Below are 14,559 nucleotides of genomic sequence, written 5' to 3'. Positions count from 1 at the left end.
GCGGGCCGGACGCCTCAGTCCTCGGTCCAGAGACCGGCCTCGCGCTCCGTCCACAGCTCGGCGCGGGCCTCCGCCTTGGCGTCCATGCGCTCCTTGTACTCGTGGCGCTTCTGGCCGCGGGTGGGCCGGCTGTGGTCCTCCAGCCGCACGTCCGACCCGCGCGGACCGCCGAGCAGCTCCGCGCCGGTCAGCAGCGTGGGCTCCCAGTCGAACACCACCGCGGACGGCCCGTCGCCGATGACGACCTCGGCGCCCGAGACCGCACCGGCCTTCAGCAGCGCGTCCTCGACACCCAGCCGCGCCAGCCGGTCCGCCAGGTACCCGACGGCCTCGTCGTTCGCGAAGTCCGTCTGACGCACCCACCGCTCCGGCTTCGACCCCCGCACCTGGAAGTACTCGTGATCGCCCTCGACCCGCCGCGTCACGGTGAACCCGGACTCGTTGACGGCCCGTGGCCGCAGCACGACGCGGGTGGCCTCGGGCGCCGGAGCCTCCCGGCGGGCCTGCTCGACCAGCTCGGCCAGCGCGAACGTCAGGGGGCGCAGGCCCTCGTGGCTCGCCGTCGACACCTCGAACACCCGCAGGCCCCGCGCCTCGAGGTCCGGGCGCACGAGGTCCGCGAGCTCGCGCGCCTCGGGGACGTCGATCTTGTTCAGCACGACCAGCCGCGGGCGCTCCGTCAGCGGCACCCGGCCACCCTCGATGCCGAGGTCCCCCGCGTACGCCGCGAGCTCGGCCTCGATGACCTCGAGGTCGGTCAGCGGGTCGCGCCCCGGCTCCAGCGTGGCGCAGTCCAGCACGTGCACGAGCACCGCGCAGCGCTCGACGTGCCGCAGGAACTCCAGACCGAGCCCCTTGCCCTCGCTCGCGCCGGGGATGAGGCCCGGCACGTCCGCGACGGTGTAGCGCGCGTCTCCCGCCTGGACGACGCCGAGGTTCGGCACCAGCGTCGTGAACGGGTAGTCGGCGATCTTCGGCCGGGCGGCGGACACCGCCGCGACCAGGGACGACTTGCCGGCGCTCGGGAACCCGACCAGCGCGACGTCCGCGATCGTCTTGAGCTCCAGCACGACGTCCCGGGCCTCGCCCGGCTCACCGAGGAGCGCGAAGCCGGGGGCCTTGCGCCGCGGGGACGACAGGGCCGCGTTGCCCAGACCGCCGTGACCGCCCTCGGCGACGACGAACTGCGCGCCGGCGCCCACGAGGTCGGCCAGGACCTCGCCGTCGGCCGACTTCACGACGGTGCCGTCCGGCACGGGCAGCACCAGGTCCTGGCCCGTGGAGCCCTGCCGGTGGTCACCCATCCCCTGGGTACCCGACGGGGCGTGCCGGTGCGGGGCGTGGTGGTAGTCGAGGAGCGTCGTCACCTGCGGGTCGACGACCAGGACGACGCTGCCCCCGTTGCCGCCGTTGCCCCCGTCGGGACCGGCGAGCGGCTTGAACTTCTCGCGGTGGATGGACGCGCAGCCGTGGCCGCCGTCACCGCCGCTGGCGTGGAGGACGACTCGGTCGACGAACGCGGCCATGTGCGGGTGGTTCCTTCCTCATGGACGAAGGGGCGCACCGCGTCGTGCGGTGCGCCCCTCCGGCCTGCGTGCTGGGGTGCGGCGGTGTCAGCCCGCCGTCACGATGTCGATGACCTTGCGGCCACGACGGGTGCCGAACTGCACCGCACCGGCGGCGAGGGCGAACAGCGTGTCGTCGCCGCCACGGCCGACGTTCACGCCGGGGTGGAAGTGCGTGCCGCGCTGGCGGACGATGATCTCGCCGGCGTTGACGACCTGGCCGCCGAAGCGCTTGACGCCGAGGCGCTGGGCGTTGGAGTCGCGACCGTTGCGCGAGGAGCTCGCGCCCTTCTTGTGTGCCATCTCAGGCCTGCTTTCCTGCGGTGCTGTCTACGGGAGGTCGGTCACGGGCGCGCGGCCCGCTGGGTCACTTGATGCCGGTGACCTTGAGGCGGGTGAGCGCCTGACGGTGGCCCTGGCGGCGGCGGTAGCCGGTCTTGTTCTTGTACCGCAGGATGTCGATCTTCGGGCCCTTCTCGTCCCGGACGACCTCAGCGGTGACGGTGACCTTGGCGAGCGCCGCGGCGTCCGACGTCACGGCCTCCCCGTCGACCAGCAGCAGCGCCGGCAGCTGGACCGTCGAGCCGGCCTCGGCCGCGATGCGGTCCACGACGACGACGTCGCCGACGGCGACCTTCTCCTGACGGCCGCCGGCCTTCACGATCGCGTACACCACGTTGCTGCTCATCTCTGCTCGTCGAACTACAGGTTCTGGGGGCGTCCCGACCCGGGCCGCGTCCCGGCGCGCCACCGCGGTGGCAGCGGGACTCGGGAGCGTCGGCACCGCAGGGGCGGTACGCGCGAACGGTGCTCTCCGGCGAGGACCGCACGAGCGGCTCTCGTCAGAACGCACCGACGTTCAAGGATACGCAAGCCCGTCCCCGAGGGTCAAACCGTGCCGGTATCCGGGGGTGGGTGCGGGGCCCGGTGCCGGTGCACCGGGCCCCGTCCCTCAGGCCTCGTCGGGCTCGTCGGTCTCCTCGGGCGCGGGCAGCTCGAACAGACCGGGGTCCACCGGCGTCAGCTCGAGCCGGCCTCCCCCCTCGTCCGCGGCGGACGCCGCTCGCCCGGTCGTGCCGGGCTCGTCGGCCGTGCCGGAGCGGTGCGCCAGGTCACCCAGGGCGGCGAAGACGTCCAGCACCACGGGGTGCGGGTCCGGCTCCGGCGCCCGGTCGGCCGCCGGGTCCTGAGCGGCACCACCGTCACCGACCACCTGCTCGACCCGCTCCGCCACCACGGTCCGGGCCACGGTCGTGCCGTCCGCCTCGGCGTCGTGGTCGTGCTGCGGCTCGTCGTCGTGGGCGTGCGCGTGGGCCGCGGCGGCGGCGATCGTCGCGAGCGTCGCCTTGACGGCCTCGCGCGCCTCCGGCAGCACCGGGACGGCCGCCGTCGGCGCGCTCGCCGCCGGCTGCTCCTTGGCACCACCGCGCTTGCGTCGGGACTTCTTGGCCTCGCCCCCCTCGGGCGCCTGCTGCGGGGCGCCCGCGTCGGGGCGCCCGTTGCCCCGCTCGACCGGCTCCGCGTGCACGATGAACCCGCGGCCGTTGCAGTGCTCGCAGGTCTCCGAGAACGCCTCGACGAGCCCCTGGCCCACCCGCTTGCGGGTCATCTGGACCAGGCCGAGCGAGGTGACCTCGGCCACCTGGTGCTTCGTGCGGTCCCGGCCGAGGCACTCGACCAGCCGGCGCAGCACGAGGTCGCGGTTGGACTCCAGCACCATGTCGATGAAGTCGATGACGATGATGCCGCCGATGTCCCGCAGCCGGAGCTGGCGGACGATCTCCTCCGCGGCCTCCAGGTTGTTGCGGGTGACGGTCTCCTCGAGCGTGCCGCCCGCTCCGGTGAACTTGCCGGTGTTGACGTCCACGACCGTCATGGCCTCGGTCCGGTCGATGACCAGCGAGCCACCCGACGGCAGCCACACCTTGCGGTCCATGCCCTTGGCGAGCTGCTCGTCGACACGGTGGTCGTGGAACACGTCGCCCGTGCCGGTGTACTTCGACACCTTCTGCGCGAGGTCCGGCGCGAGCTCGCCGATGTACGACGAGATCGTCGACCACGCGCCGTCGCCCTGGACGACGAGCGACGAGAAGTCGTCGTTGAAGATGTCGCGGACCACGCGGATCGCCAGGTCCGGCTCCCCCTGCAGGAGCGCCGGGGCGGACGCGGTCTTCGCCTTCTTCTCGATCGCCTCCCACTGCGACTGCAGGCGGGCGATGTCCGCGCGCAGCTCCTCCTCGCTCGCCCCCTCGGCGGCCGTGCGCACGATGACGCCGGCGGAGTCGGGGACGACCTCCCGCAGGATCTTCTTCAGGCGGGCGCGCTCGGGCTCCGGCAGCTTGCGGCTGATGCCCGTCATGCCACCGCCCGGCACGTACACGAGGTAACGGCCGGCCAGCGTGACCTGCGACGTCAGGCGGGCACCCTTGTGGCCGATCGGGTCCTTCGTGACCTGCACGAGCACGGAGTCGCCGGACTTCAGCGCCTGCTCGATGCGGCGCGGCTGCCCGCCCTCGAGACCCGCGGCGTCCCAGTTGACCTCACCGGCGTACAGCACGGCGTTGCGACCCTTGCCGACGTCGACGAACGCGGCCTCCATGCTCGGCAGCACGTTCTGGACCCGCCCCAGGTACACGTTGCCGGCCATCGAGACCTGCGCCTGCCGGGACACGTAGTGCTCGACGAGCACGCCGTCCTCGAGCACGGCGATCTGCGTCTTGCCGTGCGCCTCGCGGACGATCATCGACCGCTCGACCGACTCACGACGCGCCAGGAACTCGGCCTCGGTGATGATCTGACGGCGGCGGCCGGCGTCCCGACCTTCCCGGCGGCGCTGGCGCTTGGCCTCCAGGCGGGTCGATCCGCGCAGCGCGGTGACCTCGTCGCTCCGGCCCCCCGTCCGGCGCGGCTCGCTCTCGCCCTGCTCGCCGCCACGGCCCGAGCGGCGACGGCGCCGGCGACGGCGGCTGCCACCGCCCTGCTCGTCACCCTCGGACTGGTCGTCCGCGTCGTCCCCGCCGTCGGTGCCGTCCGCGTCCTGCCCGCCGTCCGCCTGGTCGTCGTCGCCGTCCTCCGGGGCGTCGGCGGACTCGGCGTCGCCGTCCGACGTGCCACGGGAACGCCGTCCGCGCCCACCGCGGCGGCGACGACGACGCGGTGCGCCCTCGTCGCCGTCCTGCTCGGTGTCGCCGTCCTCGGCGGCACCGGCGGGCTGCTCGTCGGCGTCCACCGCGGCCTCGTCCTGCGGGAGGGGCACCTCGGTGCCATCGACCTCGGGGGCCTCGGCGGCCTCGGGGGCCTCCTCGGGACGGGTGCGTCCACGGCGGCCGCGACGACGGGACGGCGCGGGCTGCTCGTCGGCGGGCGCAGCCGGAGCGGGACCGGCGTCCGCGGTCCGGGCGTCCTCGGCCTGGGCCGCGGCGGAGATCGTCTCGGGCGACCCGGACGGCGCCTGGGCGCGCCGGCGGCGGCGCGGCGCCTCGGGAGCCTGGAACAGCAGCGCGGTCGTCGCGAGACGCGCCGCGCTGCGGTCCTGGTCGCCACCCGGGGCGGCCGGGGAGGCCGCCGGGCCGGCCGGCGTGGTGCGCCCGAGCTCGGCGAGGACGTCCAGACGCGACTCCGGCGCGGCGGCGGACGTCTGCTCGGCCTGCTCGACCGTCTCGGCGATCTGCTCGTCCTCGGGCTCGTCGATCAGGGGCTCGTCCACCGGCGCGGCCGGCTCCGGCTGCGCGGCTGCCGTGCCGACCGGAGCGGCGGAGCCCGGCTCGACCGGGGCGGCGGTGGGACGGGTGGCCCGGCGGGACCGGCGCGCGCGGGACACGGGCTGCTCGGCGGCGGGCTGCTCGGCCGGGGCCTGCTCGGCGACGGGCTGCTCGGCGACGGGCTGCTCGGCCGGGGCCTGCTCGGCGACGGGCTGCTCCGCGGCCGCCGGGGCGGGCTGCTCCGCGGCGGGGGCGCCCTGCGCGTCGGCGACCGGGGCCTGCGGTGCCTCGGCGGCGGCAGGAGCGTCCGCAGCCGGCGCGGCGGCCCGGCGGGTGGACCGGCGGCGGCGCGGGGTGGGCGCCTCCTCGGGCTCCGGAGCGGTCGCCTCGGCAGGCACCTCAGGGGCACCGGCCTCGTCGGCGTGGGCGGCGGCCTCGGCGGCGAGCTGCGCCTTGGTCCTGCGGGGGGTGCGGCGCCGGACGGGCGTGGCGGGTGCGTCGTCGGCAGCGGGCGCGGGGCCGGGGTCCGCGGGGCCGGCCGGCACGACCGCAGCCGGTGCGTCGGCGGCCGGCTCCGGGGCGCCCGGCGATCCGGCGGCCTTGGTCACGCGCTTGCGGGGGGTGCGGCGCGGGCGGGTGGTCGCCTCGGCCTGCTCACCCCCCGGTGCTGCTGCGGGGGTGGTGTCCGAGGTGTTGTCGAGCGTCACGCGGGGTGCTCCTGCAAGCCCGGGTACGCCGGCCACACGCGCGGCGCCCTCGGGCGGTCGGTCGTCGCTCGCGTCCCCGCGGCGACGGAAGTCGTCGGTGTCGGCCGCTGCACGGGCGTTCGGCGCCATCGCCTGCCTGGCGCGGCAGTCCGGGTGGACCGTCCGCGGCCGGCGGCGCCTGGCGAGCGCGATGCGCTGGTGCGGCGAGCACGGTGGGCGCCCGGGGTGTGTGGATCCCGGGAGTCCGCCGCCAGTATCGCACAGTGCCCTAGATCACGCTCGTGAAGCGCGTCACGATGAGACGACACGGCGTCAGATCACGGGACCTTCGTCCTACCCTTGTGAAGCCGGGCGCAATACCTTCGGAGAGCGGCCGGCACCTAGGCCGTACGGCCCCCCACTCGCACCTGCTCCTGGACGGATCGCCCATGGAAGCCCTCGATCTGGCTCGCTGGCAGTTCGGTGTCACCACCGTCTACCACTTCATCTTCGTCCCGCTGACGATCGGCCTCGCCCCGCTCGTCGCCATCATGCAGACCATCTGGGTGCGCACCGGCAACGAGGCCTGGCTGCGCCTGACGAAGTTCTTCGGCAAGCTCCTGCTCATCAACTTCGCCATCGGCGTGGCGACGGGCATCGTCCAGGAGTTCCAGTTCGGGATGAACTGGTCCGAGTACTCCCGCTTCGTCGGCGACGTGTTCGGCGCGCCGCTCGCGATGGAGGCCCTCGCCGCGTTCTTCGTCGAGTCCACGTTCCTCGGCCTGTGGATCTTCGGCTGGGACAAGCTCCCCAAGAGGATCCACCTGGCGTGCATCTGGGCGGTCGCGATCGCGACCAACCTGTCGGCCTACTTCATCCTCGCGGCGAACTCCTGGATGCAGCACCCCGTGGGCGCGATCTTCAACACCGAGACCGGGCGCGCGGAGATGAACGACATCGGCGCGGTCCTCACCAACAACACCCTGCTCGCCGCGTTCCCGCACACCATCACCGCGGCGTTCCTCACCGCGGGCACCTTCGTCGCCGGCATCGCCGCCTGGTGGATGGTGCGCCTCGTGCGCCAGGGCCACGCCGAGAAGGCGCGGACCGTCTACCGCCCGGCCGTGATGCTGGGCGTGGTGACCATGCTCATCTCGGGCGTCGGCCTCGCGATCACCGGACACGCGCAGGGCCAGCTCATGTTCGAGCAGCAGCCCACCAAGATGGCGGCCGCCGAGGCGCTCTGCGTCACCGAGGACGGCGCGGCCTTCTCGCTGTTCGCGGTCGGCGACCTCACCAACAACTGCGAGGGCGTCACGCACTACCTGCAGATCCCGGGCCTGCTGTCGTTCCTCGCGAACAACGACTTCAACTCGACGCTGGAGGGCGTGGACGACCTCCAGGCGCGTTACGAGGAGCAGTTCGGCGAGGGCGTGAACTACATCCCCGACCTCACGGTGACGTACTGGTCGTTCCGCCTCATGATCGGCTTCGCGCTCGGGTCCGTGGCCCTCGCCCTGACGGCGCTGTGGCTCACCCGCAGGGGCCGGGTCTCGGACAACCCGTGGCTCGCCCGCATCGCGCTCATCGCGATCCCCACCCCGTTCATCGCGTCCGCGTTCGGGTGGATCTTCACCGAGATGGGCCGGCAGCCCTGGGTCGTCTACCCGAACCCGACGGGCGTCGACGGCGTCTGGCTGCTCACGCAGCGCGGTGTCTCGGAGGTGGTGTCCCCGACGACGGTGATCATCTCGATGACCGCGTTCACCCTGCTCTACGGGGCGCTCGCCGTGGTGTGGTTCAAGCTCATGAAGCGGTACGCCGTCGAGGGCGTCGCCGACACCGAGAAGGACGTGAGCCCGGACAACCCCGACAACAAGCCCGACAACTCCCCGGACGCCGCGGACCGCCCGCTGTCGTTCGCCTACTGACGGACGGAGGGACTGACCGACATGGAGCTCTCGACTCTCTGGTTCCTGCTCATCGCCGTCCTGTGGACCGGTTACCTGGTCCTCGAGGGGTTCGACTTCGGCGTCGGCATGCTGCTGCCGTTCCTCGGCCGCAAGGACAAGGACCGCCGGGTGATGATCAACACGATCGGCCCGGTCTGGGACGGCAACGAGGTGTGGCTGCTCACCGCGGGTGGCGCGACGTTCGCGGCGTTCCCGGAGTGGTACGCCACGATGTTCTCCGGGTTCTACCTGGCCCTGCTGCTCATCCTGCTCGCGCTGATCATGCGGATCGTCGCGTTCGAGTGGCGCGGGAAGATCAACACCGACGCGTGGCGGGCCTGGTCCGACCGCGGCATCATCATCGGCTCCTACGTCCCGGCCCTGCTGTGGGGCGTGGCGTTCGGCAACCTGGTGCGCGGCGTCGAGCTCGACGCGAACCACCAGTACGTCGGTGGGTTCTTCGCGCTGCTCAACCCGTTCGCCCTGCTGGGCGGTGCCACGACGCTGCTCATCTTCCTCACGCACGGCGCCGTGTTCCTGGCCCTCAAGACCTCCGGGGACATCCGCGACCGGGCCGGCGCGGTCGCCGCCCGCCTGTCGGTCGTCACCCTCGTGGTCGCGGGCGGCTGGGCCGTCTGGGCGCAGCTCGCCTACTCGGTGGCCTGGACGTGGGCGGCTGTCGTCGTCGCGGCCGGCGCGCTCGTCGCCCTGGTGCTGACGACCCGCGCGCGGCGCGAGGGCTGGGCGTTCATCGCGTCGGCGGTCGCGATCGTCGCGGCGGTCGTGCTGATCTTCGGGTCCATGTACCCGGACGTCATGCCCGCGATCGACCCGGCGAACTCGCTGACCGTCGACAACGCCTCGTCCACGCACTACACGCTGACCGTCATGACGTGGGTCGCCGTGATCCTCACCCCGATCGTGCTGCTCTACCAGGGCTGGACGTACTGGGTGTTCCGCAAGCGGATCTCGACGGACCACATCCCGGAGCACACCGGGCTGACGTTCGCCGAGGTGACGTCGAAGGTCGGTGCCGGCACCGGTCACGGCGGCACCTCCCCCGACGGCTCGACCCGGGCCTGAGGACCGCTCAGCCGCGTGAAGCCGCTCGACCCGCGCCTGCTCCGCCACGCCCGTGCCGCCCGGGGGTACCTGGCCCTGACGGCCTCCCTCGGGATCGTCACGGCCGGGCTCGTCATCGCCCAGGCGGTGCTGCTGGCGCAGGTGCTCGCGGCCGCCGCGCACGACGGCGCCGGCCTGCCCGACCTGCTCCCGCGGGTCGGGTGGCTGGCGGCCGTCGTCGCGGCGCGCACGGTCGTCACGGCCGTGCAGGAGCGCTACGCCCACCGCGCGGCCACGCGGGCGGTCGCGGAGCTGCGCGAGCAGGTCGTCGCCCGGGCCGCCGAGCTCGGACCGCGGTGGCTCGCGGAGGGTGAGGGCGCGCGCGTCGTCACCCTCGCGACCCGCGGGCTCGAGGCCCTCGAGCCGTACTTCGTGCGGTACCTCCCCCAGCTCGTCCTCTCCGCGACCGTCACCCCGGCGACGCTGGTGGTGATCCTCGGGCTCGACTGGGTGTCCGCCGCGATCGCCGCCGGCACGCTCCCGCTCGTCCCCGTGTTCATGGTGCTGATCGGGCAGCTCACCCAGGGGCGCTCCGCCCGGGGCCTGCGCGTGATGCAGCGGCTGGGCTCGCAGGTGCTCGACCTGGTCGCGGGTCTGACCACGCTGCGGGCGTTCGGGCGCGAGCGCGGCCCGGCGGCCCGCGTGCAGGCGCTCGGCGACGCGCACCGCCGCGCCACGATGGGCACGCTGCGGATCGCGTTCCTGTCCGGCATGGTGCTGGAGCTGCTCACCACCCTGTCCGTCGCGCTGATCGCCGTGGGCATCGGGCTGCGGCTCGTCTACGGCCAGCTCGACCTCGAGACCGGCCTCGCCGTCCTGGTCCTGGCACCCGAGGTCTACCTGCCGCTGCGGCAGGTCGGGGCGCAGTTCCACGCGTCCACGGACGGCGTCGCCGCCGCCGACCAGGTGTTCGCGGTGCTCGAGACGCCGGTCCCCGAGGGCGGGGAGGAGCCCGCACCGGACCTGCGCACCGCCACGGTCCGGCTCCGGGGCGTGAGCGTGCGGGCCCCCGGGCGCGACCTGCTCGCGCCCGCCGGGCTGGACCTGACCGTCGGCCCGGGCCGCACCGTCGCCGTGACGGGCCCGAGCGGCGCCGGGAAGTCGACGACCGTGGACCTGCTGCTCGGCCTCCTGCGGCCCGACGAGGGCACCGTCGAGGTGGTCGCCGACGACGGACGCGCGACGCCGCTCGCGGACCTCGACCCGCAGACGTACTGGCGGCAGGTCGCGTGGCTCCCCCAGCGGCCCGTCCTGGAGCCCGGCTCGGTGAGCCGACTCGTCGCGGGCACCGAGGACGCCGAGCTCACGCCGGCCGCCCGGGCCGACCGCGACCGGGCCGCCGCGCTCACGGGGCTCGACGCCGTCGTCGCGGGCCTGCCGCACCGGTGGCGCACGGACCTCGGGCGCGGCGGGGCGGGGCTCTCCGTCGGGCAGCGGCAGCGGGTGGCGCTCACCCGGGCGCTGCTGTCCGAGGCGCCGCTCGTCGTGCTGGACGAGCCGACGGCACACCTCGACGCCGCGGGCGAGCAGGTGGTCCTCGACACGGTCCGCGCCCTGCGGGCGGAGGGCCGGACGGTGGTGCTGGTCGCGCACCGGCCGTCGCTCGTCGCGCTGGCCGACGAGGTCGTGACGGTGCGGTCCGCGCCGCTCACCACGGGCGGCCGTGACGACGTCCGCGCGCTCGCCGCCGGCGTCGCGGGCAGCGTCGGTCCGGCGGGCGCCGAGGGCGTGCGATGAGCACCTCGCCGTCGTCGCCGGGTCCCGCGACGCACCTCCGCCCGTCCCGGGACCGGGCGGTCGCACGCCCCCCGGCCCCCGGGGTCGAGGGCGGCGGCCCCGGCCACGGGGACGGGCTCCGGCAGCGCCTCGCCGTGGACCCGCTGTGGCGCGCCGTCCGGCTGCTCGACGTGAACCCCCGGCGCGCCGCCCTGGCCGTGCTGCTCGGCGTGGCGGCGCTCGGGTCGGCGGTCGCTCTCGCCGCGGTGTCCGCCTGGCTCATCACGCGGGCCGCCCAGATGCCGCCGGTGCTCGAGCTCTCGGTCGCCACGGTCGCCGTGCGGGCGTTCGGCATCGGCCGCGGGCTGTTCCGCTACCTCGAGCGGCTCGTGTCGCACGACGTCGCCCTGCGCGGCATGAGCCGCCTGCGGACGACGCTCTACCGCCGCCTCGCGGAGGGACGCGCGGAGGCCACCCTGGGGCTGCGCCGCGGTGACCTGCTCGCCCGGGTGGGCGCGGACGTCGACGCCGTGGGCGACGTGGTCGTCCGGGGGCTGCTGCCCGCCGCCGTCGCCGCGGTCCTGGGCCTCGGGACGGTCGTCGCGATGGCGCTGCTCCTGCCGGCCGCCGGCCTCACGCTCGCCGTGTGCCTGCTCCTCGCGGGCGTCGTCGCTCCCTGGCTCGCGCAGCGCGCCGCCCGGACCACCGAGCTGCGCGCCGCCGCCGCCCGCGCCGAGATGGCCGCCACGGCCCTGGGCCTGCTCGAGGACGCGGGGCCCCTCGCGGTCCAGGGCCGCACAGGCGCCGAGCTGTCCCGGCTCCGGTCCGCCGACGCCGACCTCGCGGCGGCCACGGACTCCGGCGCCGGTCCCGCGGCGGTCGCCGCCGCCCTCGGGACGCTGGCTGTCGGTCTCGCCGTGGTCGCCGCCCTGCTGGTCGGCGTGCCGGCCGTGACCGCGGGGACGCTCGCCCCGGTGGAGCTCGCGGTGGTCGTCCTCACGCCGCTCGCGGCGTTCGAGGCGACGAGCGTGCTCCCGGCCGCCGCCATCCAGGTGCACCGCTCGCGGGCGGCCGCGCAGCGGCTCGTCGCGCTGCTGGACGACGCGGCGGGGCCGGAGCCCGCTGCCGGCGCGGGGACCGCTCCAGGAGCGGCGGCGACGCTCCCCCGCCCCGCGTCGCCGGCCGGCTCGTCCGCTCCAGGGGCCGCCCCTGCGGGCGCGCCGGGCACGTCCACCCCGGCGACCGTGGCACCCACGCCCGCGGTGCCCGGCGGTCCCCACCTCACCGCGCGCGGCCTCGCGGTCGGCTGGCCCGGGCGGGAGCCGGTGGTGACCGGGCTGGACCTCGACCTCTCCCCCGGGCGCAGCGTCGCCGTCGTCGGGCCGTCCGGTGTGGGCAAGACGACGCTGCTGCTGACGCTCGCCGGGATGCTGCCGATCCGCGGCGGGGAGCTCCTGCTCGACGGGGTGCCGCTGGCCGCCGTCGACCCGGCCCTGCGCCTCGCGCGGTTGGCGCTCACCACCGAGGACGCCCACGTCTTCGAGACCACCGTGCTGGAGAACCTGCGGGTCGCCCGTGGGGACGCGACCGCGCAGGACGCCGAGGCGGCGCTGGAGCGGTCCGGGCTCGGGGACTGGCTCGCGGGCCTGCCGGACGGCGTCGACACCGCGCTCGGCCCGGACGCGCGCAGCGTGTCCGGCGGCGAGAGGCGGCGGCTCCTGCTGGCCCGGTCCCTGCTGGCGACGGCCCCCCTGCTGCTCGTCGACGAGCCCGCGGAGCACCTCGACCCCGTGACCGCGGACCGGCTCGTCCGCGACCTGCTCGGCACGCCGCGCACGGCCGGCAGCGCCCGGGGCGTGCTGCTCGTCACGCACCGGCTCGCCCCCCTCGGCGCGGCGGACGAGGTCGTCGTCCTCCGCGAGGGTCGGGTCGCGGCGCGCGGGACGCACGCGTACCTGCTGGACACCGACGCCCACTACCGTGTGGCCCACGCGACCGAGCAGCACGACAGTGGGGCACAGACATGGCGGACCACCTGACGGCACCGGACACCACCCCCGGTGCCGGTGCGCCCGAGACCGGCCCGGGCGTGACGACCACGATCCACGTCCGCGAGCCCGGCGGCCGCTCCCACCTGGAGCTCGGCACCGCCGCCGAGACCGGCGACGAGCTCGCCGACCTGCTCGACGCGGTCCTGTCGGTGGCCTCCGGTCTGGAGCTCCCCGGCGTGCTGGAGCGGTTCGTGCGGGTGTCCGTGGAGCTGACGGGCGCCCGCTACGGCGCGATCAACGTGCTGGACTCCCGCGGCGAGTCGACCACGTTCGTCCAGACCGGCGTCCCCGCCGCGACCGCCGCGCTCATGGGGCACCCGCCGCACGCGCAGGGCGTGCTGGGCCGGATCCCGGCGCAGGGCGTGCTCAGGCTCGACGACCTCACCCAGCACCCGGCGTTCCGCGGGTGGCCCGCCGGCCACCCGCCGATGGGCTCGTTCCTCGGCGCGTCCGTCCGTGTGCGGGACCAGGTCTACGGCTACCTGTACCTCTCCGAGAAGGACGGCGGGTTCACCGACAAGGACGCCACCACCGTGATCGCGCTCGCCGCGACCGCGGGTGTGGCCGTCGCCAACGCCCAGCTCTACTCGGACGCGGCCCGCCGCGAGCACTGGCTGCGCGCCGGCCAGGACATCACGACGATGCTGCTGTCCGGCGCGGACGAGGAGGAGGCGCTGGCCCACATCGCCGCGACCGCGCGGGACGTCGCCGACGCGGACGCCGCCGCGCTGGCGCTGCCGGGCGTGGGCGGCGAGCTGCTCATCGAGCTGGCGGACGGCCACAACGCGGACACGCTGGTCGGTGCCCAGCTCACACCCGGCGGGCCGACGTGGTCCGTCATGCAGGAGGGCACCGGGCTCGTCATCGACTCGCTGGCCAAGTCGCGGCGCATCACGGTGCCCGCGATGCGGTCCTTCGGCTCCGCCCTGTTCGCCCCGCTCCAGACCTCCGGGCGCGGCGTGGGCGTGCTCATCCTGCTGCGGCGCATCGGCTCGCCCGCGTTCGACGCGAACGACCTCGCCACGGCCGAGTCGTTCGCGTCGCAGGCCGCCCTGGCGTTCGTGCTCGCGGAGGCGCGCCACGCCCAGGACCAGGCCGCGCTGCTGGACGAGCGGGAGCGCATCGCCCGGGACCTGCACGACCTCGCGATCCAGCAGCTCTTCGCCACGGGCATGCAGCTCGAGACCGTCCGGCGGCGGTCCTCCCGCGGCGTCGACCCGTCGGAGCTCACGAGCATCGTCGAGGAGGCCCTCGACAACGTCGACGCCTCCGTGCGGCAGATCCGCCAGATCGTGTACGCCCTGCGGGACCCGGACGCCGCGACCGGCATCGTCGAGCGGCTGCGGCGCGAGGCGTCGCTCGCGCGCACGGGCCTGGGGTTCGCGCCCTCGCTGGTGGTGCTCCTCGACGGCGAGGCCGTGCCGGACGGCGACTACATCGTCGCGGACCTCGTGGACGAGCGCATCGGTCCCGACCGGACGGACGACGTCGTCGCGGTGGTCCGCGAGGGTCTCGCGAACGCCGCCCGGCACGCCCACGCGTCCTCGGTCAGCGTGCGCATCGGGGTGCGCGGCGCGGGCCCGACGGGCGCGGTGCGCGTGGAGGTGGAGGACGACGGCGCGGGTCTGCCGGCGACGCGGGACCGCCGGTCCGGCACCGGCAACCTCGCCGCCCGCGCGCGGCAGCACGGCGGGACCTTCTCGCTCGGCGTCGCGCCCGGGGGGACGGGGACGCTGCTGTCGTGGGAGGTCCCGCTCGGCTGAGCC

At 75.3% G+C, this 14,559-nt stretch carries 9 protein-coding genes; 5 read left to right on the top strand and 4 right to left on the bottom strand.

All coding sequences use genetic code 11. From position 1 onward, the window contains the following. Window positions 1-14: 14 nt before the first annotated feature. The 4 genes from obgE to K5O09_RS05765 all read right to left on the bottom strand — a co-directional run bounded on the left by obgE (window position 15) and on the right by K5O09_RS05765 (window position 6,102). Complete coding sequence (gene obgE / locus K5O09_RS05780; RefSeq protein ID WP_222171847.1) at window positions 15-1,526, bottom strand: GTPase ObgE; 1,512 nt, start codon at window positions 1,524-1,526, stop codon at window positions 15-17. Window positions 1,527-1,613: 87 nt separating this feature from the next. Then, window positions 1,614-1,868, bottom strand: coding sequence for a 50S ribosomal protein L27 (gene rpmA / locus K5O09_RS05775; protein WP_147796066.1), 255 nt, complete (start codon window positions 1,866-1,868; stop codon window positions 1,614-1,616). Between the two features lie 64 nt (window positions 1,869-1,932). Continuing rightward, window positions 1,933-2,241, bottom strand: coding sequence for a 50S ribosomal protein L21 (rplU, locus tag K5O09_RS05770; protein WP_222172616.1), 309 nt, complete (start codon window positions 2,239-2,241; stop codon window positions 1,933-1,935). A gap of 276 nt (window positions 2,242-2,517) precedes the next feature. Continuing rightward, the gene (locus K5O09_RS05765; RefSeq protein WP_222171846.1) at window positions 2,518-6,102 is read right to left on the bottom strand and encodes an Rne/Rng family ribonuclease; all 3,585 of its coding nucleotides are present in this window, start codon (window positions 6,100-6,102) and stop codon (window positions 2,518-2,520) included. Window positions 6,103-6,401: 299 nt separating this feature from the next. On the opposite strand from K5O09_RS05765, the gene K5O09_RS05760 reads away from it, so the two are divergent. From K5O09_RS05760 to K5O09_RS05740, 5 genes are read left to right on the top strand one after another with little or no spacing between them, the layout of a single operon-like run. Beyond that, window positions 6,402-7,883 (top strand): cytochrome ubiquinol oxidase subunit I, encoded by a 1,482-nt coding sequence (locus K5O09_RS05760; protein WP_222171845.1) that lies wholly within the window; start codon window positions 6,402-6,404, stop codon window positions 7,881-7,883. 21 nt (window positions 7,884-7,904) lie between these two features. Continuing rightward, window positions 7,905-8,987 carry a cytochrome d ubiquinol oxidase subunit II gene (cydB, locus tag K5O09_RS05755; RefSeq protein WP_222171844.1) on the top strand — a complete coding sequence of 361 codons (1,083 nt, stop codon included), beginning with the start codon at window positions 7,905-7,907 and terminating at the stop codon, window positions 8,985-8,987. Between the two features lie 15 nt (window positions 8,988-9,002). Then, window positions 9,003-10,763: a thiol reductant ABC exporter subunit CydD gene (cydD, locus tag K5O09_RS05750; RefSeq protein WP_222171843.1), complete on the top strand. Its 1,761-nt coding sequence runs from the start codon at window positions 9,003-9,005 to the stop codon at window positions 10,761-10,763. After that, a complete protein-coding gene (gene cydC, locus K5O09_RS05745) occupies window positions 10,760-12,781 on the top strand; it encodes a thiol reductant ABC exporter subunit CydC (protein ID WP_222171842.1) in 2,022 nt (673 codons plus the stop codon). Before cydD ends, cydC begins: the two co-directional genes overlap by 4 nt. Further along, the gene (locus K5O09_RS05740; RefSeq protein WP_222171841.1) at window positions 12,766-14,556 is read left to right on the top strand and encodes a GAF domain-containing sensor histidine kinase; all 1,791 of its coding nucleotides are present in this window, start codon (window positions 12,766-12,768) and stop codon (window positions 14,554-14,556) included. The genes cydC and K5O09_RS05740 overlap by 16 nt, the downstream gene beginning before the upstream one ends. Window positions 14,557-14,559: the final 3 nt, after the last annotated feature.

Origin of the sequence: Cellulomonas sp. C5510, assembly GCF_019797765.1 — a bacterium.
Classification (GTDB): Bacteria; Actinomycetota; Actinomycetes; order Actinomycetales; family Cellulomonadaceae; genus Cellulomonas.
This window is presented reverse-complemented; position numbering and strand designations above follow the sequence as displayed.